The sequence below is a fragment of the Flavimobilis sp. BM9 genome (assembly GCF_058313055.1).
Window position 1 is genome coordinate 63438 of the sequence record NZ_JBZEMO010000005.1, and the last position, 19618, is coordinate 83055.

Sequence of the window (19618 nt, forward strand, 5' to 3'; positions counted from 1 at the left end):
CCCACGAGGGTGCGAGCCTCCCGCTAGACCTGCGACGTCGCGGCGATCGCCGTCCAGCCCGACGGCGTCGCGATCGCGTCGACAGGGACGTCGTGCGGCTCGTGGGGGATCGGCCGCTCGGCGGCGTCGTAGATCTCCTCCGGGAACACCATCGCGACGACGAGCGCGTCCGGACGCTTGTGGCTCAGGGCGCGGTCGTACCACCCGCCGCCCTGGCCGAGCCGCATCCCCGTCGTGTCGACCGCGAGCGCGGGCGCGATCACGACGTCGGCCTCCTGGAGGGCCTCCGGGCCGTGCGACTCGGTTCCCGGCTCCGGCGGGCGGCCGGGCGCCCGCTCCTGGAGGTCGTCGGCCCCCGCGTAAGGTGCCCAGCCTCGCTCGAGCCCAGCGCCCAGCACGGGCAGCAGTATGCGCACCCCACGCTCGGCAAGACGCTCGATCAGCGGCAGCGTGCCGGGCTCGTGCGGGCGCGCGACGTATGCCGCGACGCACCTCACGTCGGCGAGCTCGTCGGCGGACGCGAGGACGTCGGCGAACGACTCTGCGGCCTCCTGCCGCAACCGCGGGGACCGCTGCTGACGGTTCGAACGGATGGCAGCCCGCAGCGCGTTCTTCGCGTCCTCGATCTCGAGGGCCGCGTGGATCGGGTAGGGCTGTGTCGCTCCGTTCATGCCTCCAGTGTCTCAAAGTTCTGTGTGCATCCGGTCAACTGCGGATCCCGAGGACCGCGGCTAGGCTCTCGGCATGGCGATCACCAAGGCAGTCATCCCTGCAGCAGGACTCGGCACCCGGTTCCTCCCCGCGACCAAGAGCACCCCCAAAGAGATGCTCCCGATCGTGGACAAGCCGGCCATCCAGTACGTCGTCGAGGAAGCCGTCGCAGCAGGTCTCGACGACGTCCTGTTCATCACCGGGCGGTCCAAGCGCAGCCTCGAGGACCACTTCGACGGGGTCCCCGAGCTCGAGGCCAACCTCGAGGCCAAGGGGGACGACACGCGGCTCGAGGCGGTCCAGGAGTCGACGCGGCTCGCGGACATCCACTTCGTACGCCAGGGCGAGCCGCTCGGCCTCGGGCACGCCGTGCTGCGAGCCAAGCACCACGTCGGCCGCCAGCCGTTCGCAGTTCTCCTCGGTGATGACCTCATCGACGCGCGCGACCCGATCCTCCCCGTGATGACGGCGATCGCCGAGCGCACCGGCGGGTCCGTCGTCGCGCTGCTCGAGGTCGACCCGGCGCAGATCTCCATGTACGGGTGCGCGGCCGTCTCGCCTGTCGCCGAGGTGGGCGACGGCCTCGACGTGCCCCCGGCCGACGTCGTCCGCATCGACGCGCTCGTCGAGAAGCCCGCGCCCGAGGACGCGCCGAGCAACCTCGCGATCATCGGGCGCTACGTCCTGAGCCCCGCCGTGTTCGAGGTCCTCGAGCACACGAAGCCTGGCCGAGGCGGCGAGATCCAGCTGACCGACGCGCTCGCCGAGCTCGCCCGCATGCCTGCTGACCAGGGCGGCGGCGTGTACGGCGTCGTGTTCCGGGGGCGGCGCTACGATACGGGCGACCGCCTGGACTACCTCAAGGCCGTGGTGCAGCTCGCGTGCGACCGTGAGGACCTGGGCGGCGACTTCCGTGACTGGCTCGAGGGCTACGTGAGGACGCTGCAGCCGTGATGCGATCGTGAGACCGGTCCAGACCCACCTCTCGGAGGCGCTCGCCGCGCTGCGCCCCGTGCCACCGCTCGACGTCGTGCTCGCGGACGCGGCGGGGTGCATCCTCGCCGAGGACGTCCTGGCGCCCGCGGACGTGCCCGCGCGCGACGTCGCGCTCCACGACGGATACGCCGTCCGGCACGACGACGTCTACGGCGCTGCCGACGGCGGCGCGGTGTCGCTGCCCGTCGTCCAGGACGTGTGGTCGGGTGCGGTCGAGCCCGTGCGGCTCGTGCCGGGGCAGGCGATCCGGGTGAGCACGGGCGTGCCCGTGCCGCTCGGCGCGGACACGGTCCTCCCGCTCGAGGTGACGGACCGCGGCACGGCGACCGTGCGCGTCCTGCGCCCCTCGCCGGCAGGCGCAGGGGTGCGCCACGCCGCGGCCGACGTCGTCGCGGGCCAGGTCGCGATCGCGGCAGGGGTGCGCCTGGGCGCCCGGCAGATCTCCCTCGCCGCGGCGCTCGGCCGCCAGCGGCTGCGGGTGCACCCGCGTCCGCGCGTCGTGATCCTCCCCGTCGGGTCCGAGCTCATCGAGCCTGGCCGCCGCGGCGACGGCGTCTACAACGCGAACGGGCAGGCGCTCGCGATCGCGGTGCAGGACGCGGGCGCGGTCGCGATCCCCGTCGCGGCGGTCTCCGACGACCGCGCGACGCTGCGAGAGATGATCGAGGACCAGCTCGTGCGCGCCGACCTGCTCATCACGACGGGCGGCCTGTCCGAAGGGACGCACGACACGCTCAAGGACGTGCTGGGGCCGCTCGGCACGGTGCGGTTCGACCACGTGGCCGTGAGCCCCGGCCGCCACCAGGGTTTCGGGATGCTCGGCGAGGGCGAGGGCCAGGTCCCGATCTTCGCGCTGCCCGGCCAGCCCGTCGCCGCCCAGATCTCGTACGAGGTGTTCGTGCGGCCCGCGCTGCGCGCGATGGCGGGCAAGGCCGACCTGTTCCGGCCGTCGGTCGCCGCGTACGCCGACGTCGCGTGGAGCAGCCCGGCCGACGTGCGGCAGTTCGTGCCCGCGCACCTCGTGGGGAGCCCCGACGAGGGATACCGCGTGACGCCGGTCGGCGACCCGGCGACGCTCGACCAGCTCTCGCTGTCGGCGCTCTCCGACGCGAACGCCCTCGCGGTCGTGCCCGAGCACCAGACGTTCGTCCAGCTCGGCGAGCGCGTCAACTGCCTGGTGCTCGAGGGATGACCCGCGGCTGGCCCGTGGTCCTGCGGGACGACGGCCCTGCGGGCAGCGTCGTCCTGCGCCCCCTGCGTCGTTCGGACGCCGCGGCCTGGACGGACATCCGCCTGCGCAACACGGCGTGGCTGACCCCGTGGGACGCGACCACCCCCGAGGGCCACTCGACCCCGCCCGGCACGTTCGCGTCCTACGTCGCCGCGCTGCGCCGGCTCGCGCGGTCGGGCACGACCCTGCCCTTCGGCCTCGAGGTCGACGGCGAGCTCGTCGGCCAGCTCACCGTCTCGAGCATCACGTACGGCTCCCTGTGCTCGGCGAGCATCGGGTACTGGATCGCGCGCGAGGCTGCAGGTCGCGGCGCCGTGCCGACCGCCGTCGCGCTCGCCGTCGACCACTGCTTCTCCGTGCTGCAGCTGCACCGGATCGAGGTCAACATCCGCCCCGAGAACGGACCGAGCCTGCGTGTCGTCGAGAAGCTCGGCCTGCGGGACGAGGGCCTGCGTGAGAGGTACCTCCACATCCAGGGGCGGTGGTGCGACCACCGCACGTTCGCCCTCACCGCGGAAGAGGTCCCGGGCGGGCTGCTGGCGCGCTGGCAGGCCGCGCGCGAAGGGCGTTAATGACAACGGTGTAAGACACGCCGCGCCGCGTGCGCGGCCAGCCGAGCGCCCTCGCATACCGTCTCAATGGTGGAACCAATTCCAGGCGGGGCCGGGATCCTGGCCCTTGTCGGGTTGTGGGTCGCCTACCTGCTGCCGCAACGGACGCGTCACCGCGACCTGCTCCTCGAGGCGAGGTCGGACGACCGCTTCTCGGGTGCGATGCGGATCCTCGCGGTCGCACGACCGGCTCGGACCTTCGTGACCGAGACCCGGGACTGCGGACCGGGACAGCTCAAGCACGATCAGCTGCTCACGGGCTCGATGCCCGCGGTCAGCGCAGCACAGATCGCCGGACGCGCGAAGGGAGCGCAGGACATGGATCGACCCACCACGGGTGCTCAGCGCGCGGTGTCGCCGGCCGGGCGTACCCGACCTGTGTCCGCACGCCCCGTCACGACCCCGCGCAGCAGCGACGCCGCCCGCGAGGCCGCGGCGATGCGCGCACGGCGCGCGGCCGTCGCCGAGCAGCGCGCTGCCGCTGCGAAGCGCCGTCTCGCCCTCACGCTCACGCTCCTGTCCGCCTCCGCGATCGCCTGGACCGCGGTCTCGGCGTTCTCGATCCACGTCGCGATCCCGTCGGTGCTGACGGCGATGCTCGGCGGCGTGCTCGTGCTCGGCCGCCGCGCGGTCGTCGCCGGGCGCCGAGCCGACGCGACCGTGGCGGTGAAGGCGCGCTCGGCGTCCTCCCCGGCGCAGGCGCGACCGTCCGTCACGGGGCGCGCCGTCCACGCGAGCGACGTCAGCACCCAGATGATCTCCTCGGACGCGGTCCGCGCGGTCGTCGCGCGCAGTGCCGAGGCTGCTGCGACGGCGTCAGCGACCGAGGTTGTCGCTGCCCCTGCGTCCGCAGAGGACGCTGCGACGACCACGGCGGTCGAGGTCGACGCTGCTCCCGCGCCCGAGAACGTCGTCGCGGAGGGCGGCGAGCTCGCAGGGTTCTCGCTGCCGCGCCCGACCTACACGATGAAGGCCGCGGCTCCGCGCCGCGAGCCGGCACCGCTCCACGAGGACGACGTGACGACGCCGAGCAACGCGTCCGAGCGGGCGAGCAGCGCGAGCGTCGCGAGCGCGGAGGAGTCCGAGACTGTCTCGACCGAGGGTCTCGGGCTCGACCTCGACGCGATCCTCGCTCGTCGGCGCGCGTCGGGCGAGTGAGTCGGAGCCACCCGGACGGGCGGCTCCTGCAGCCCGACGCGGATGTGCAAAGCACGTGGTGCAGGTGCTAACCTAGGTAACGCTTCACGGGGCTATGGCGCAGTTGGTAGCGCGCTTCGTTCGCATCGAAGAGGTCAGGAGTTCGAATCTCCTTAGCTCCACCGGAAGCCCAGAGGGACCGTCTCACCGAGACGGTCCCTCTGGCGTTCTCCGGCCACGTGGCCCCGGGACCGCGCCGTCAGAGGCGGTGGGCGCGGGCGACCACCTCGTTGCGCACCTCGCCCCCGTGCGTCGTCAGCCCGGCCCTGAGGCCCGCGAGGAGCGCCGCCCGCCGCGGGTGCAGGCCGTGCGCGGGATCGCGGCCCTCGACGATCGTGTCGCCCACGTTCGCGAGCTCGTGGAGGTACGGGAGGGTCGCGTTCGTGAGCGCACGTGTCGACGTGACCGGGACGGCGCCGGGCATGTTCGTCACCGCGTAGACGGTCGTCCCGTGGACGCGGTACGTGGGTGACTCGTGCGTCGTCGGGCGGGAGACCTCGGAGCAGCCGCCCTGGTCGATCGCGACGTCGACGAGCACCGACCCGGGGCGCATGCGTGCGACGAGCCCCTCGGAGACGAGGTGCGGCGCGCGAGCGCCCGGCACGAGCACGGCGCCGATCACGAGGTCCGCCTCGAGGAGCAACGGCTCGATCTCCCACGGGTTCGACATCGCGGTGCGCACGTGGCCCGACAGCTCGGCGTCGATCGCGCGCAGCGCCGCCGCCGAGATGTCGACGACGCACACGTCGGCGCGCATGCCTGCGGCGACCTGCGCGGCGTTGCGGCCCACCGTCCCGCCGCCGAGCACGACGACCTTGGCGGGCGGCGTCCCCGGCACGCCGCCCATGAGCGTGCCGCGACCGTGCGGCCGCATGAGCTCGACCGCGCCGACCTGCGCGGCGATGCGACCCGCGACCTCGCTCATGGGGGCGAGCAGGGGCAGCGAGCCGTCGGGCGCGGTCACCGTCTCGTACGCGACGGCGGTGACCTTGTGGTCGATCAGGGCGCGCGTCCCCGCGAGGTCAGCGGCTGAGTGCAGGTAGGTGAACAGGAGGAGCCCGTCGCGCATGAGGGGGTACTCCTGGGGCAGCGGCTCCTTGACCTTGCAGATCAGGTCGGCGCGGGCCCACACGTCGGCCGCGCCCGCGACGACGGTTGCGCCGGCCGCACGGTACTCGTCGTCGGAGAGAGCCGAGCCGACGCCAGCGCCCGACTGCACGACGACCTGATGGCCTGCGCTCGTCAGCGAGTGGACGCCGGCCGGCGTCACGGCGACGCGGTACTCGTGGACCTTGATCTCGGTCGGAACTCCGATGCGCACGCCAGTCCTCCGCTCACAGGAACCGCTCTTGCTCACACGGTAGACCTGCGTGGACGGACGCGGACAGCACGGAGGGCGGAACGCCGCAGCGCACCGCCCTCCGTACCTGTGCTCAGGCCGACGCTCCCTCGGGGGCGTTCGGGTCGCCGGTCGTCGACCCCTTGAACTGGCTCTCGTACAGCGCGTGGTAGACCCCGCGCCGCTCGAGCAGCTCGGTGTGCGAGCCCTGCTCGACGATCGCGCCGTGCTCCATGACGAGGATCGTGTGAGCGTCCCGGATCGTCGAGAGCCGGTGCGCGATCACGAACGACGTGCGGTCTGAGCGCAGCGCCGCCATGGCGTGCTGGACGAGCAGCTCGGTGCGCGTGTCGACCGAGGACGTCGCCTCGTCGAGGATGAGCAGCGACGGCTGCGCGATGAAGGCTCGGGCGATCGTGATGAGCTGGCGCTCGCCCGCCGACACGCTGCCGCCGTCGGCGTCGATGACCGTGTCGTACCCGTCCGGGAGCTGCCGGACGAAGCGGTCGACCATCGTCGCCCTCGCCGCCTCGACGACCTCCTCGTCGGTCGCGTCGAGCCGGCCGTACCGGATGTTCTCCCGGATGGTGCCCTCGAAGAGCCACGCGTCCTGGAGGACCATGCCCGTGCGTCCGCGCAGCTCGTCGCGCGAGAGGTCCCGGATGTCGACGCCGTCGACCAGGATGCGGCCGCCACCGAGCTCGTAGAAGCGCATGACGAGGTTGACGAGGGTCGTCTTGCCCGCGCCGGTGTGCCCGACGATCGCGACCGTCTGTCCCGGCTCGACCGTGAAGGACAGGCCCTCGATGAGGGGCTCCTCGGGGTCGTAGCTGAAGGACACGTCCTCGAAGACGACCCGGCCGTGGGCAGCCTCGGGGAGCGTGGCGCGCACGTCCTCCGGCTCCTGCTCGTCGGCGTCGAGCAGCTCGAACGTCCGCTCCGCCGACGCGACGCCGGACTGGAGCATGTTGGCGATCGAGGCCATCTCGCTCACGGGCTGCGTGAACTCGCGCGAGTACTGGATGAACGCCGTCGCGTCGCCGAGCGTGATGCTCCCCGATGCGACCCGGAGCCCACCTGCGACCGCGACGAGCACGTAGGACAGGTACGAGATGAAGGTCATCGCGGGCATGATCATGCCCGACACGAACTGCGCCCCGAACGACGCGGAGAACAGCTTGTCGTTGCGCGAGTCGAACTCCTCGAGCATCTCCTCGCCGCGGCCGTACGCCCGGATGAGCTCGAGGCCCGAGTAGGACTCCTCGACGTGCCCGTTGAGGGCGCCGGTGTGCTTCCACTGCGCTGCGAAGAGCTTCTGCGACCGCACACCGATCACGCCTGCGACGATCCCCGAGAGGGGCAGCGCGACGAGCGCGATGAGCGCGAGCTGCCAGGAGACGACGAACATCATCACGGTGATGCCCAGGACCGTCATGAGCGACGACACGAGCTGGGAGAACGCCTGCTGCAGCGCGGCCTGGATGTTGTCGACGTCGTTCGTCACGCGGGACATGAGGTCGCCGCGCTGGCGGGTGTCGAAGTAGCTCAGCGGGAGCCGGTTGAGCTTGCGCTCGATGTCCTCGCGGAGCCGGAAGACGACCCGCATGACGAGCCGGTTGAGCAGGAACCCGTTCGCCCACATGAGGAAGGACGCCACGACGTACATCGCGAGGACCAGGACGATCAGCTCGGCGAGCCGGCTGAAGTCGATGCCCTGTCCCGGGATCACGTCGGTCGCGGCGAGCATGTCCGCCTGGCGGGTCTCCCCGGTGGCGCGGAGCTGCTCGACGAGGACGTCCTTGGGGACGCCGGCAGGCAGCGACTTGCCGAGGAAGCCGTTGAAGATGACGTCCATCGCGCGCCCGAGGATGCGCGGGGCGACCACCGTGAGCACGACCGACCCGACGACGAGCACCATGACGATGCTCATGAGGACCTTCTCGGGAGCGAGCAGGCCGATGAGCCGCTTCGCGGAGGGCCAGAAGTGCTTCGCCTTCTTGGCAGGCGGCCCGTCGCCGAACATCCCGCCGTCGGCCTCGCCCGGCTGGAACTCCGTCTCGTCCTGGACTGCGACGTTCTCGTCAGCCATCAGGCCACCTCCTCCGCACTCATCTGGGACTCGACGATCTCGCGGTACGTGTCGTTGCTCTCGAGGAGCTCGTCGTGGCTGCCTGTACCGACGACCCTGCCGCCGTCGAGCACGACGATCTGGTCGGCGGAGCGGATCGTGGCGATGCGCTGCGCGACGATGATGACCGTCGTGTCCGCCGTCGCGTCCGCGAGCGAGGCCCGCAGGCGGGCATCGGTCGTGACGTCGAGCGCGGAGAACGAGTCGTCGAACAGGAGCACGCGAGGCTGTCCCACGAGCGCCCGGGCGATGCAGAGGCGCTGGCGCTGGCCGCCGGAGACGTTCGTGCCGCCCTGGGCGACGTTCTCCTCGAGCACGTCGGACTTCTCGCGGACGAAGTCCGCGGCCTGGGCGACGCGCAGCGCCTCCCAGAGCTCGTCCTCGGTGGCGTCGGGCTTGCCGAACCGAAGGTTCGAGGCGATCGTCCCGGAGAACAGGTAGGGCTTCTGCGGGACGTAGCCGACGAGCGTCGCGATCTGCTCGCGGGACAGGTCCTGGACCCGCGTGCCGCCGATCGACACGGTGCCTGACTGCGCGTCGAACAGGCGCGGGATCAGGGAGAGCAGGGTCGACTTGCCGGAGCCGGTCGACCCGACGATCGCCGTCGTGCGGCCCTGCGGGGCCACGAAGGACACGCGGTCGAGGACCGGCAGCTCGGCGCCGGGGTAGCCGAAGGTCACGTCGCGCAGCTCGACGTCGCCGCGCGAGGGCGTGGGCGCGTTCCCGGTCGCGACGAGCATCGTCGGCGCGGTGACGAGGAGCTCCTGGACGCGCTCGGCGGAGACTGCGGCACGCGGGATCATCATGACCATGAAGACGCCCATCATGACGGCGACCAGGATCTGCAGGAGGTACTGGAGGAACGCGGTGAGCGCACCGACCTCGATCAGACCCGCGTCGACGCGGTGGCCGCCGAACCACAGGACCGCCGCGGTCGCGAGGTGCAGGATCATCATGATCACAGGGAACATCAGGACGAACAGGTTGCCGACCCGCACCGAGACGTCGGTCAGCCGGAGGTTCGCCTCGCGGTAGCGCTCGGACTCGAAGGTCTCTCGGACGAACGCGCGGATGACGCGGATGCCGACGATCTGCTCGCGCAGCACGCCGTTGATCCCGTCGATGCGCTCCTGCATGACGCGGAACAGCGGGAGCAGCTTGACGACGAGGAACGTCACGACGACGAACAGGAGGGGCACGGAGACCCACACGAGCCACGAGAGCCCGGGGTCTTCACGGAGCGCCATGACGATCCCACCGACGCACATGATGGGCGTCGAGACCATGAAGTTGAGCGTCATCAGCACGAGCATCTGCACCTGCTGCACGTCGTTCGTGTTGCGGGTGATGAGGGTCGCGGTGCCGAACCGGCTCACGTCGAGCGTGCCGAGCGAGTCGACCTTGCGGAAGACGTCGCGGCGAAGGTCGCGGCCCACAGCCATCGCTGCGCGCGCACCGAAGTAGATGCCGGCGATCGCAGCGGCGACCTGGACCAGGCACACGAGGAGCATGCGCACGCCGGTCGACCAGATGAAGTCGGTGTCGCCCTGGGCGACGCCCTGGTCGATGATCCGAGCGTTGAGGCTCGGCAGGTAGAGCGACGCGATCGTCGCGACGGACTGGAGCACGACGACGGCCGCGACCCAGGCGTAGTAGGGGCGCAGGTACGCCAGCGCGAGGCGGAGCAAGGACACGAGGGCCTCCGGCAGGTGGCGGGGGTGGGGCTTTCGAGCGGCCCGGAAAGGCTACCTTCGAGCCTCCCACGAGCACCCGACATTTATCCCCGACCCAGGTATGGACCTAGGTTGTTCGTCCCGCGTCGCGTCCGGACGCAGGCGAGGTGGCCGCCGAGCGCGTCAGACCCAGGTGGGGAGCCACATGTGCGCACGCCAGAACCACGTCGGCACGTTCGCTGCGGTCCAGATCGGGTAGAAGAACAGGGAGACGACGCCGATGGCGATCGCGAGCCCCACGGCCGTGCGCCGAACGACCACCCGGCGTGAGGGTTGCCCCTCGGACCATTCCCACGCGACGACGAAGACGTAGGTGAGCGCGAGGTACACGAACGGCGCGAACGCGATCGAGTAGAACGTGAAGATCGTGCGGTGCGCGTAGCCGAGCCACGGCACCCATCCCGCGACGAGCCCGACGAGGACGGCGGTCGCGCGCCAGTCCTTGCACCGTAGGAGGATGACGACGGTCGCGGCCACGGCCAGCGCACCGAGCCACCAGATCAGCGGGTTGCCGATCGACGTGATGGCCTGGGTGCAGTGCTCCCAGCCGCACGTGCCGCCCGTCGGTACAGCCTCGCCGTACGCCTGGTCCTCGTAGTAGAAGGACGTGGGCCGCCACTGGATGATCCAGCCGAGCGGGTGCGCCTGGTAGGGGTGCGGTGACGTGAGCCCGTTGTGGAAGTCCCACATCCTCGAGTGGTACTCGAGCAGGGACCGCCACGACTCAGGCAGCCAGCCGACACCCTGACCGGGGTTGTCCTGCGCCCAGTGGCGCATGTAGGACGACGGGTTGCGGAACCAGCCGGTCCAGGACGCGAGGTAGGTCACGATCGCGATCGGCACCATCGTCACGGCGGCGGGGATCGCGTCGCGCAGGAGGGTCCCGATCGGCCAGCCGGTCACACCGACCGCGCGTCGCGCCGAGGCGTCCCACAGCACGACGAGGACGCAGTACGCGGCGAGGAAGTACATGCCGGACCACTTGGTCCCGATGCAGAGGCCGAGGGCGACCGCGGCCGCGAGCCGGTACCAGCGCACTCCGAGCCACGGCCCGCGCCGACCGAGCGGGCGTCGTGCGTCGAGCAGCGCGGCTGCTCGCGCGGCGAGCCGTCGCCTCGAGTCGAACCGGTCGGCGACGATCAGCGCGAACGCGACGACCGCCCAGAACATGACGAAGCTGTCGAGCAGGCCCGTGCGCGCGTGCACGATCCCCACGCCGTCGACGGCGAAGAGCCCGCCCGCGACGACGCCCGCGAGGGTCGAGGAGAACAGGCGGCGCGCGGCGCGCGCGAGCAGGAACACCGCGATCACGCCGACGACGGCGGTCGCGAGCCGCCACGCCCACGGGTTCTGCGAGCCGCCGACGCGCAGCCCGAGCGCGATCATCCACTTGCCGATCGGCGGGTGGACGACGTAGTCGGCCTTGTCGAGCCAGACGTCCTGGTTCCCCTGCTCGAAGAACGCGTTCGGGTCCTCGGGCCACTCGGCGTCGAACCCGGCGACGAGCAGGGTGTACCCCTGCTTGACGTAGTACGTCTCGTCGAAGACCAGCGTGCCCGGCCGGCCGAGGTGCCAGAAGCGCAGCACCCCTGCGGCGACCGCGACGAGGAGCGGGCCGAGCCAGCCCCAGAGGCGGTCGGACGCCGTCGTCCCGAGGCGCAGCGCGCGCTCGCCCAGCAGGATCGCCAGCAGCCGCTCGTGCGTCGACCGGGTCTCCTCCGGCGCGTCGGGGACGGGGTCCCACGTGGGGGGAGGGGCGGCTGCGCTCACGGACGCCATCGTAGGGGAGGGGCCGACGCCGTGGCAGGCTTGGCGCATGACCGGATCCCTCGTCCTCGCGGCCACCCCGATCGGCGACGTCGAGGACGCCTCCCCGCGCCTGCGCCGCCTCCTCGTCGAGGCGGAGGTCGTCGCGGCGGAGGACACGCGCAGGCTCCTCGCGCTCGCGGCGCGCCTCGAGCTCAGGGTCGCCGGCCGGATCGTCAGCTATCACGAGCACAACGAGACGGCGCGCGCCGACGAGCTGCTCGACGTCGTCGAGGGTGGCGGCACGGTCCTCGTCGTGACGGACGCAGGCATGCCGACGGTCTCGGACCCGGGCTACCGCGTCGTGACCCGCGCGGTCGAGCGCGGGTTGCGCGTCACGGCCGCGCCCGGGCCGTCCGCGGTGCTCACCGCGCTCGCAGTCTCCGGGCTCGCGACGGACCGTTTCTGCTTCGAGGGCTTCGCGCCGCGCAAGGCGGGCGACCGCGCCCGGACGTTCGGTGCGCTCGCGGACGAGCGGCGCACGATGGTGTTCTTCGAGTCGCCGCACCGGGTGCACGACACGCTCGCGGCGATGGCGGAGGCGTTCGGCGCCGACCGCCCGGCCGCCGTCTGCCGCGAGCTGACGAAGACGTACGAGGAGGTGCTGCGCGGCAGCCTCGCCGAGCTTGCCGCGCGCGCGGGCGAGGAGCAGCTGCGCGGGGAGATCTCGATCGTCGTGGCAGGGGCGCAGGAGCAGGCGCCACCCTCGGTCGAGGACCTCGTCCCGGCCGTGGTGACGCAGGTCGACGCCGGCACACGGCTCAAGGAGGCGGTCGCGGCGGTCGCGCAGCGCGCCGGGGTGCCCAAGCGAGACCTCTACGAGGCCGTGCTCGCCGCCCGCGCCCGCTGACCCGCGCGTCCCGCGGTGCGAGCGGGGCGCAGGTCGCGCCCGCCGCACTGCTGGACCAGACTGGGAGGACCGGAGTCTCGGCGGGAGGAGCGGGGTCATGCCGTTGTCAGGTTCGATCGCGGGCGGCACCGGTCGCCCGCTCGGGTTCTGGGTCAAGCTCGTCGACTCGCTGCTCGAGGAGTCGCTCGATGCGGATGCCGAGGAGTGGGGCGGGCTCTCGCGGAGGCACTGGCAGGTGCTCTCCGTGATCCGTGACGGTGCGAGCAGCACGGTCCAGGTCGATGCGGTGCTCGCACCGTTCGTGCACGCACCTGGCGGTACGGGCACGACGTCGTTGCTCGTCGACGACCTGCGGCACCGTGGCTGGGTCTCGGGTCAGGAGCACCTCGAGGGAGCGCCTGACGACGTCGGCTCGCTCGGCGTCACCGTCGTGGGCGAGGCGGCCTACGCGGAGCTGCAGGCGGTCATCGCGCACCGCCGAGACCTCGTGAGCAAGGGCATCGCTGCCCGCGACTACGAGGTGACGGTCGCGACGCTCGAGCGCGTCGCCCGCAACCTCGGGTGGCAGGGAGAGTCCCGGTGACGGACCGGGCAGCTCGGCGCGCCGTCCCGACGCGCGTGCGCGTCGGAGTCGCGGTGGTCGCGGGCCTGGTCGCGGTGGGCCTGCTCGTGGCTGCGCTCGCGGGCGCGTTCGGCAAGGACGCGGCCCCGCGCAGGCCGGTGGCTCCGGTGCCGGGTGCGGCGTCGTCGCCGCCCGTCGACGAGACGGGCACGCCGGCCGACCCGGAGACCACGCCCGAGCCGAGCCCGTCGCGGTCGACCGCGACGGCCGCCGACGTGCAGGTCGTCGCGACGGGGCTCGACGTCCCGTGGGGCGTCGCCGTCCTCCCGGACGGAGACCTCCTGGTGTCGTTGCGCGACTCGGCGAGGCTCGTGAGGGTCACGCCCGACGGGGAGCGCGCACGGGTCGACGGTCCGGGTGCCGACGAGCTGCGCGAGACGACCGTGCCTGGCGGCGAGGGCGGCCTCCTCGGCGTCGCCGTCGCGACGACCTTCCCGGCGGACGGATACGTGTACGTCTACCGGACCGGGGAGGAGGACAACGCGATCCTGCGCGGTGTCCTCGACGGCACGACCCTCGGTCCGCTCGAGATGCTCGTCGACGGCATCCCCCGGGCGGGCAACCACGACGGAGGCGCGCTCGCGTTCGGCCCCGACGGCCGCCTGTACGCCGGCACGGGGGACGCGGGCACCCCTGAGCACGCGCAGGACCTCGACAGCCTCGGCGGCAAGATCCTCCGGCTCGAGCCCGACGGCGCGGTGCCCGGCGACAACCCGCTGCCCGGCTCGCTCGTGTGGACGTCCGGGCACCGCAACGTCCAGGGCCTCGGGTGGGACGCGGACGGGCGCATGTACGCGTCCGAGCTCGGGCAGGACGCGTTCGACGAGCTCAACGAGATCGTCGCGGGCGCGAGCTACGGCTGGCCCGACGTCGAGGGCACCGGCGGCGAGGCTGCGGGCTTTGCTGACCCGCTCGTGACGTGGTCCACCGACGAGGCGTCGCCGAGCGGTATCGCGGTGACGGCCGACGGCGTCTACGTCGCCGCGCTGCGCGGCCAGCGCGTGTGGCGCGTCGACCTCGGCACCCTCGTGCGCGGCGAGCCTGCGACGCCGACCGTCCTGCTCGACGGCGTCGGCCGGGTCCGCAACGTCGTCGCGCTCCCCGGCGGGGACCTCCTCGTCGTCACGGGCAGCACCGACGGCCGCGGGGACCCGGGCGACGACGACGACCGGCTGCTGCGCGTCCGCCTCCAGGTCACCGAGGTTCCCTGACCCGTCGCTGCGCGGTCCGTGCCGCGCGCTCCGGTGCGCGGGACGCGGTCCCGCCCCGCGCCCGCCGGGTTCTAGGATGACGCCATGGCGCAGACCAAGTCCTTCTACCTGACCACGCCGATCTACTACGTCAACGACGCCCCCCACATCGGGCACGCGTACACGACGGTCGCGGCGGACGTCCTCACCCGCTGGCACCGTCAGCGGCAGGAGAGCGTCTGGTTCCTCACGGGCACCGACGAGCACGGGCAGAAGGTCATGAACACCGCCGAGGCGAACGGCGTCACTCCGCAGGAGTGGGCAGACCGCCTCGTCGAGTCCGCCTGGAAGCCGGTGCTCGAGACGCTCGACGCGCGCAACGACGACTTCATCCGGACGACGCAGGAGCGGCACGTCGACCGCGTTCAGGCGTTCATCCAGCGTCTCTTCGACGCGGGCGAGATCTACGAGGGCAAGTACGAGGGCTACTACTGCGTCGGCTGCGAGGAGTTCAAGCTCGAGGGCGAGGTCCTCGCGGGCGAGGGCGAGTACGCGGGCCAGAAGGTGTGCCCGATCCACTCGCGTCCCGTGGAGTGGCTCGAGGAGGACAACTACTTCTTCCGGATGAGCGCCTACACCGACCGGCTGCTGGCTCTCTACGAGGAGCACCCGGAGTTCGTGCAGCCCGCGTCCGCGCGCAACGAGGTCGTCTCGTTCGTCAAGAGCGGCATGAAGGACCTCTCGATCTCCCGCAACACGTTCGACTGGGGCATCCCGATCCCGTGGGACTCGTCGCACGTGCTCTACGTGTGGTTCGACGCGCTGCTCAACTACGCGACCGCCGTCGGCCTCGGCGACACCGAGGGGGAGGGCGCCGAGCGCTTCGCGCAGGTGTGGCCGCCGGACGTGCACCTCGTGGGCAAGGACATCCTGCGCTTCCACGCGGTCATCTGGCCCGCGATGCTCATGGCGGCAGGCCTGCCGCTGCCTACGACCGTGTTCGCGCACGGATGGCTGCTCGTCGGTGGCGAGAAGATGAGCAAGTCCAAGCTCACGGGCATCGCGCCGAGCCAGATCATCGACCACTTCGGCTCGGACGCGTTCCGCTACTACTTCATGCGCGCGATCTCGTTCGGCTCCGACGGCTCGTTCTCGTGGGAGGACATGTCCGCGCGGTACGCGGGCGACCTCGCCAACGGGCTCGGCAACCTCGCGTCGCGTGTCGCCGCGATGGTCGGCAAGTACTTCGGCGGCGTGCTGCCGGCGGCGGGCGAGCCGACCCAGCTCGAGCTCGACCTCGCTGCGGTCGCCGCGAAGGCAGCCGCGGACGCGGACGCCGCGATCGACCGCATCGCACCGCACGAGGCGATCAGCGCCGTCTGGACGCTCGTCGACGCCGCGAACCACTACATCACCGACACCGAGCCGTGGAAGGTCGCGAAGGACGAGACGCAGACCGGCCAGGGCGGCCGTCTCGCGACGATCCTCGTGACCGCGGCCGAGGCGCTGCGCTCGCTCGCCGTCCTGCTGCACCCGGTCATCCCGCAGGCGACCGAGCGGCTGTGGGAGTCCCTCGGCGCTGCGGAGAGCCTCGGCGCGCTCGACGCGCAGCCGGTGAACGGTGCGGGCACGTTCGGCACCCTCGTGGCGGGCACCACGATCACCAAGGGGGCGGTGCTCTTCCCGCGCCTCGACGAGCCTGAGGTCTGAGTGGGACGTCGCCGGGAGCGGGACCGGAGCTGGCCGCCGGACCCTGAGCCGCTCGGCGTCGAGGTCGTCGACAACCACACGCACCTCGAGTCGATCCATCACGTCCTCGACGGCTCTCAGCACGTGCCGACCGTCGCGGAGCACGTCGCCCGCGCGGCCGCGGCCGGGGTGACGCGCATGGTCCAGGTGGGCTGCGACCTGCCTGCGGCGCGCGAGACCGTCGCGATGCTCGACGAGCACCGCGAGCTGCTCGGCGCCGTCGCGCTGCACCCCAACGAGGCGCCGCTCCATGCCGGGATCCGCGAGGTCGCTCCCGACGGCCTCGACCCGCTGGCGCGCGAGCACCACGCGGTGCCGCTCGACGACGCGCTCGCGCAGATCGCGGCCCTCGCCCGCCACGAGCGTGTCCGCGCGATCGGCGAGACGGGTCTCGACTTCTTCCGGGGTGGGGAGCAGGCGCGCGAGGTGCAGCGCGCGTCGTTCCGTGCGCACGTCGCGCTCGCGAAGGAGCTCGGCCTCGCGCTGCAGATCCACGACCGCGACGCGCACCGCGAGGTGATCGAGCTGCTCGAGGCTGACGGCGCGCCCGAGCGCACGGTGTTCCACTGCTTCTCGGGTGATGCCGAGATGGCGCGGGTGTGTGCCTCGCACGGGTGGTTCCTGTCGTTCGCCGGGCCGGTGACGTACCCGGCGAACGAGCACCTGCGCGCGGCGCTGCGTGCCGTACCTCTCTCGCTCGTCATGGTCGAGACGGACGCGCCCTACCTGACCCCGCACCCCGTGCGGGGCCGCCCGAACGCGCCCTACCTGCTCCCGCACACGGTGCGCGGGATGGCGGCGGCGCTCGACAGCCCGGCTCACGACGTCGCGCGCGCGACGGCAGAGACGGCTGTGCGTGTCTACGGCGACTGGTGACACGTCGTGCCCGTGCTCAAGTTGTCCACGTTTGTGCCGATAGGACTCACGTCACGTGCGGGACGTGTGTTGCCCTGACCCCGGCCGCCGGGGTTGAATCGTCGGAACGTCCCCGTCCGCACGCGGGACCGACTGCCGCGCGAGGAACGAGAAGGAGAGCGACGACCGTGCCACTTGCCCCTCGACGTGCCCGGCGCGCGCGCCGCGCTAGCAGGAGCGGAGCGGGCCTCAAGGTCGTCGCGCAGGCGGGCGTCCTCACGTTCCTCGTCACCGGGACCGTCGCGTTCGCGCAGGCCTCCGGCAGCGCTCCGGAGCCGTCCGACGCCGAGACGATCGCCGCTGTCACCGACCTGACCGAGCGCTCCCGCGAGGTCGCCTCGCGTTCGTCGGCGCGTGCGCAGACCTTCACGGTCGTCGTGCGGGGCGAGAAGACCGTGGCCACCACGTCCGCGGCGACGGTGGGCGCTGCACTCTCCGAGCTCGGTGTCGTCCTCGCCGACGACGAGGGAGTGTCGGTCGACCCGACGACTCCTGTCTCTGCGGGGATGGAGGTCGTCGTCGACAAGGTCGTGCGCTCGACCGTCACCGAGGTCGAGGTCGTCGAGCACGACTCCGAGGAGCAGCCGGACGACGCGCTCGTCGAGGGCACGAAGATCGTCGAGACGACGGGGCGCGACGGTCGCTCGTCCGTCACGTACATCGTCGAGGAGGTCGCGGGGACCGTCGTGTCCCGCACCGCGGTGACGAGCGTCGTCGAGGCCGAGGTGCGCGACGAGGTGGTGCGTGTCGGCACCCTTGAGATCCCCGATGCCGGTGCGAAGGTCCTCAGCCCGTCGCAGGCTCGTGCGCTCGCCAAGTCGATGGTCGCCGACCGCGGCTGGGACGGTGAGCAGTTCGCGTGCCTCGACAAGCTCTGGAAGAAGGAGAGCGGCTGGCGCGTCACCGCGGCCAACTCGAGCTCGGGCGCGTACGGGATCCCGCAGGCGTACCCCGGCACGAAGATGGGGTCCGTCGCGGCGGACTGGCGGACGAACGCGAAGACGCAGATCACCTGGGGCCTGAACTACATCTCAGGACGGTTCGGTACGCCGTGCGGCGCCTGGAACCACTCGCAGGCACGCGGCTGGTACTGATCCTTGACCCGTTCGACCCGTCCGCTCGTCTCGGGCGCCATCGTCCTGGGCGTCTGCGCCCTGACGGTCGGCAGCCTCCAGCTGCTGTCGCCCCTCGGTGACCTGGCCTGGGGCGACCCACCGCCCGCCGTGGTCGCGTCCGACGACGCGCTCGTGGGTGAGGGCGCCGGGCTCGGCCGCTCCGACGGTGCGGTTTCCCGCGCCGAGGTGCGCGGCGCCGCGCCGGTCGACGTGACCGTCTCTCTCGACGGTGCCGAGCTCCCGGTCTCGACGACGGCGACGACCGTCACCGACCTCCTCGTCTCGCAGGGCATCGTGCTCGACGGCTACGCGACGTCGCACGACCTCGACGCGCCTGTCGAGGCCGGCATGCGCGTCGTCGTCGCCAAGGTCGAGTGGGGCGACGAGACCCTGGAGACGGAGGTCCCGTTCGAGACGGTCGAGGTGGAGGACTCCAGGCTTGCGGAGGGTGAGCGGGTCGTGCGCACCGCAGGTCGCGCGGGCACCGCCGTGACGACGTTCCTCGTCTCGCGGATCGACGGCGTCGAGGTGTCCCGCAGCGAGGTCGTCTCGCTCGTCACGTCGGCGCCGGTCGACGAGGTCGTCCGCGTCGGGACGGCCACGAGCCCGTCGCCGACGCGCACGCCGGCTGCGACGCGTGAGCCGACGCCGACCGAGGGTCCTGCGCCGTCGGCCGCGCCGCCGTCGGACCCGGAGCCCGCCGCGGACCCGACGTCTGAGCCGAGCGCGAAGCCCACCTCGAAGCCCAGCGCGAAGCCGGCTCCGACGCCACCCTCGTCCGACGCCCCCTCAGGCACGCCCGGCACCACCGCGGCGAGCGCCAAGGAGCTCGCGCGCGGCATGGCCGCCGACCGTGGCTGGACGGGCGACGAGTACGCGTGCCTCGTGAGCCTCTGGCAGAAGGAGAGCCGCTGGAGCTACAAGGCGGCCAACCCGAGCAGCACGGCGCGAGGTATCCCGCAGGCGATCATGAGCCTGCACTTCGGCGCGGGCTGGCGCGAGAGCGCCGCTGCGGAACGCTACCTGTCGACCCCGAGCGTGCAGATCGCGTGGGGCTTGAGCTACATCGCGAACCGCTACGACGGCCCGTGCGGCGCCTGGAAGCACTCGCAGGCGAAGAACTGGTACTGAGACTCTCGTCACCTCGGTCTTGACCTGCGCGGACGTCGTGCGGTGCGCTTCCGGCGGATTCCTGGGGGTTGGCGCATGATCACGAATCGGTTACGTTAGATCGTCCGCACGTCGTGGACGGGGCCCCGCAACAGCGCGCAGGCCACGTAGACGACCTGCCGCCGAGAGGGCGCCAGGAGCGACAGCGGACCCGGGACGACGCCCACGGGCTACCCGGAACGGCCGGATCAGCAGCCGACCGTCGAGACAGCGTGCGCGTGGCGCACCGGACGTCGCCCCCCACACAGAAGCCCC

The 19618-nt window shown here is 72.1% G+C and carries 16 protein-coding genes and 1 tRNA gene; 12 read left to right on the plus strand and 5 right to left on the minus strand.

Features of this window, described 5'->3' with window-relative positions:
- Window positions 1-23: 23 nt before the first annotated feature.
- Window positions 24-671 (minus strand): 5-formyltetrahydrofolate cyclo-ligase, encoded by a 648-nt coding sequence (locus AC4F3Q_RS09935; RefSeq protein ID WP_168447686.1) that lies wholly within the window; start codon window positions 669-671, stop codon window positions 24-26.
- Between the two features lie 73 nt (window positions 672-744).
- Here AC4F3Q_RS09935 and AC4F3Q_RS09940 point away from each other — a divergent pair, with 73 nt between their 5' ends.
- From AC4F3Q_RS09940 to AC4F3Q_RS09960, 5 genes are all read left to right on the plus strand, one after another.
- Window positions 745-1665, plus strand: a complete 921-nt coding sequence (locus AC4F3Q_RS09940; protein WP_491039821.1) for a UTP--glucose-1-phosphate uridylyltransferase — start codon at window positions 745-747, stop codon at window positions 1663-1665.
- A 7-nt stretch (window positions 1666-1672) separates the two neighbouring features.
- Complete coding sequence (locus tag AC4F3Q_RS09945) at window positions 1673-2899, plus strand: molybdopterin molybdotransferase MoeA (protein WP_168447688.1); 1227 nt, start codon at window positions 1673-1675, stop codon at window positions 2897-2899.
- Window positions 2896-3510 carry a GNAT family N-acetyltransferase gene (locus tag AC4F3Q_RS09950; protein WP_491039822.1) on the plus strand — a complete coding sequence of 205 codons (615 nt, stop codon included), beginning with the start codon at window positions 2896-2898 and terminating at the stop codon, window positions 3508-3510. Before AC4F3Q_RS09945 ends, AC4F3Q_RS09950 begins: the two co-directional genes overlap by 4 nt.
- Window positions 3511-3579: 69 nt before the next feature.
- A complete protein-coding gene (locus tag AC4F3Q_RS09955) occupies window positions 3580-4707 on the plus strand; it encodes a hypothetical protein (protein WP_491039823.1) in 1128 nt (375 codons plus the stop codon).
- A gap of 88 nt (window positions 4708-4795) precedes the next feature.
- Window positions 4796-4868: transfer RNA gene (locus AC4F3Q_RS09960), tRNA-Ala, on the plus strand.
- Between the two features lie 77 nt (window positions 4869-4945).
- Here the strand turns inward: AC4F3Q_RS09960 and ald are convergent.
- The 4 genes from ald to AC4F3Q_RS09980 form a co-directional block, all read right to left on the minus strand.
- Window positions 4946-6067, minus strand: a complete 1122-nt coding sequence (gene ald / locus AC4F3Q_RS09965) for an alanine dehydrogenase (protein ID WP_491039824.1) — start codon at window positions 6065-6067, stop codon at window positions 4946-4948.
- A gap of 112 nt (window positions 6068-6179) precedes the next feature.
- Complete coding sequence (locus tag AC4F3Q_RS09970) at window positions 6180-8174, minus strand: ABC transporter ATP-binding protein (RefSeq protein WP_491039825.1); 1995 nt, start codon at window positions 8172-8174, stop codon at window positions 6180-6182.
- Entirely contained in the window at window positions 8174-9907 is a 1734-nt protein-coding gene (locus tag AC4F3Q_RS09975) for an ABC transporter ATP-binding protein (RefSeq protein ID WP_491039826.1), read from the minus strand. The genes AC4F3Q_RS09970 and AC4F3Q_RS09975 overlap by 1 nt, the downstream gene beginning before the upstream one ends.
- Window positions 9908-10069: 162 nt before the next feature.
- Entirely contained in the window at window positions 10070-11725 is a 1656-nt protein-coding gene (locus AC4F3Q_RS09980) for a dolichyl-phosphate-mannose--protein mannosyltransferase (protein WP_491039827.1), read from the minus strand.
- A 37-nt stretch (window positions 11726-11762) separates the two neighbouring features.
- On the opposite strand from AC4F3Q_RS09980, the gene rsmI reads away from it, so the two are divergent.
- The 7 genes from rsmI to AC4F3Q_RS10015 all read left to right on the plus strand — a co-directional run bounded on the left by rsmI (window position 11763) and on the right by AC4F3Q_RS10015 (window position 19324).
- Window positions 11763-12602, plus strand: coding sequence for a 16S rRNA (cytidine(1402)-2'-O)-methyltransferase (gene rsmI / locus AC4F3Q_RS09985; RefSeq protein WP_491039828.1), 840 nt, complete (start codon window positions 11763-11765; stop codon window positions 12600-12602).
- 97 nt (window positions 12603-12699) lie between these two features.
- Complete coding sequence (locus AC4F3Q_RS09990) at window positions 12700-13185, plus strand: hypothetical protein (RefSeq protein WP_491039829.1); 486 nt, start codon at window positions 12700-12702, stop codon at window positions 13183-13185.
- Complete coding sequence (locus tag AC4F3Q_RS09995) at window positions 13182-14435, plus strand: PQQ-dependent sugar dehydrogenase (RefSeq protein ID WP_491039830.1); 1254 nt, start codon at window positions 13182-13184, stop codon at window positions 14433-14435. Before AC4F3Q_RS09990 ends, AC4F3Q_RS09995 begins: the two co-directional genes overlap by 4 nt.
- Before the next feature lie 84 nt (window positions 14436-14519).
- A complete protein-coding gene (metG, locus tag AC4F3Q_RS10000; RefSeq protein WP_491039831.1) occupies window positions 14520-16124 on the plus strand; it encodes a methionine--tRNA ligase in 1605 nt (534 codons plus the stop codon).
- A complete protein-coding gene (locus tag AC4F3Q_RS10005) occupies window positions 16125-17039 on the plus strand; it encodes a TatD family hydrolase (RefSeq protein WP_491039832.1) in 915 nt (304 codons plus the stop codon).
- Window positions 17040-17206: 167 nt separating this feature from the next.
- Window positions 17207-18172, plus strand: coding sequence for a resuscitation-promoting factor (locus AC4F3Q_RS10010; RefSeq protein WP_491039833.1), 966 nt, complete (start codon window positions 17207-17209; stop codon window positions 18170-18172).
- Between the two features lie 3 nt (window positions 18173-18175).
- Complete coding sequence (locus AC4F3Q_RS10015) at window positions 18176-19324, plus strand: resuscitation-promoting factor (RefSeq protein WP_491039834.1); 1149 nt, start codon at window positions 18176-18178, stop codon at window positions 19322-19324.
- Window positions 19325-19618 lie beyond the last annotated feature (294 nt).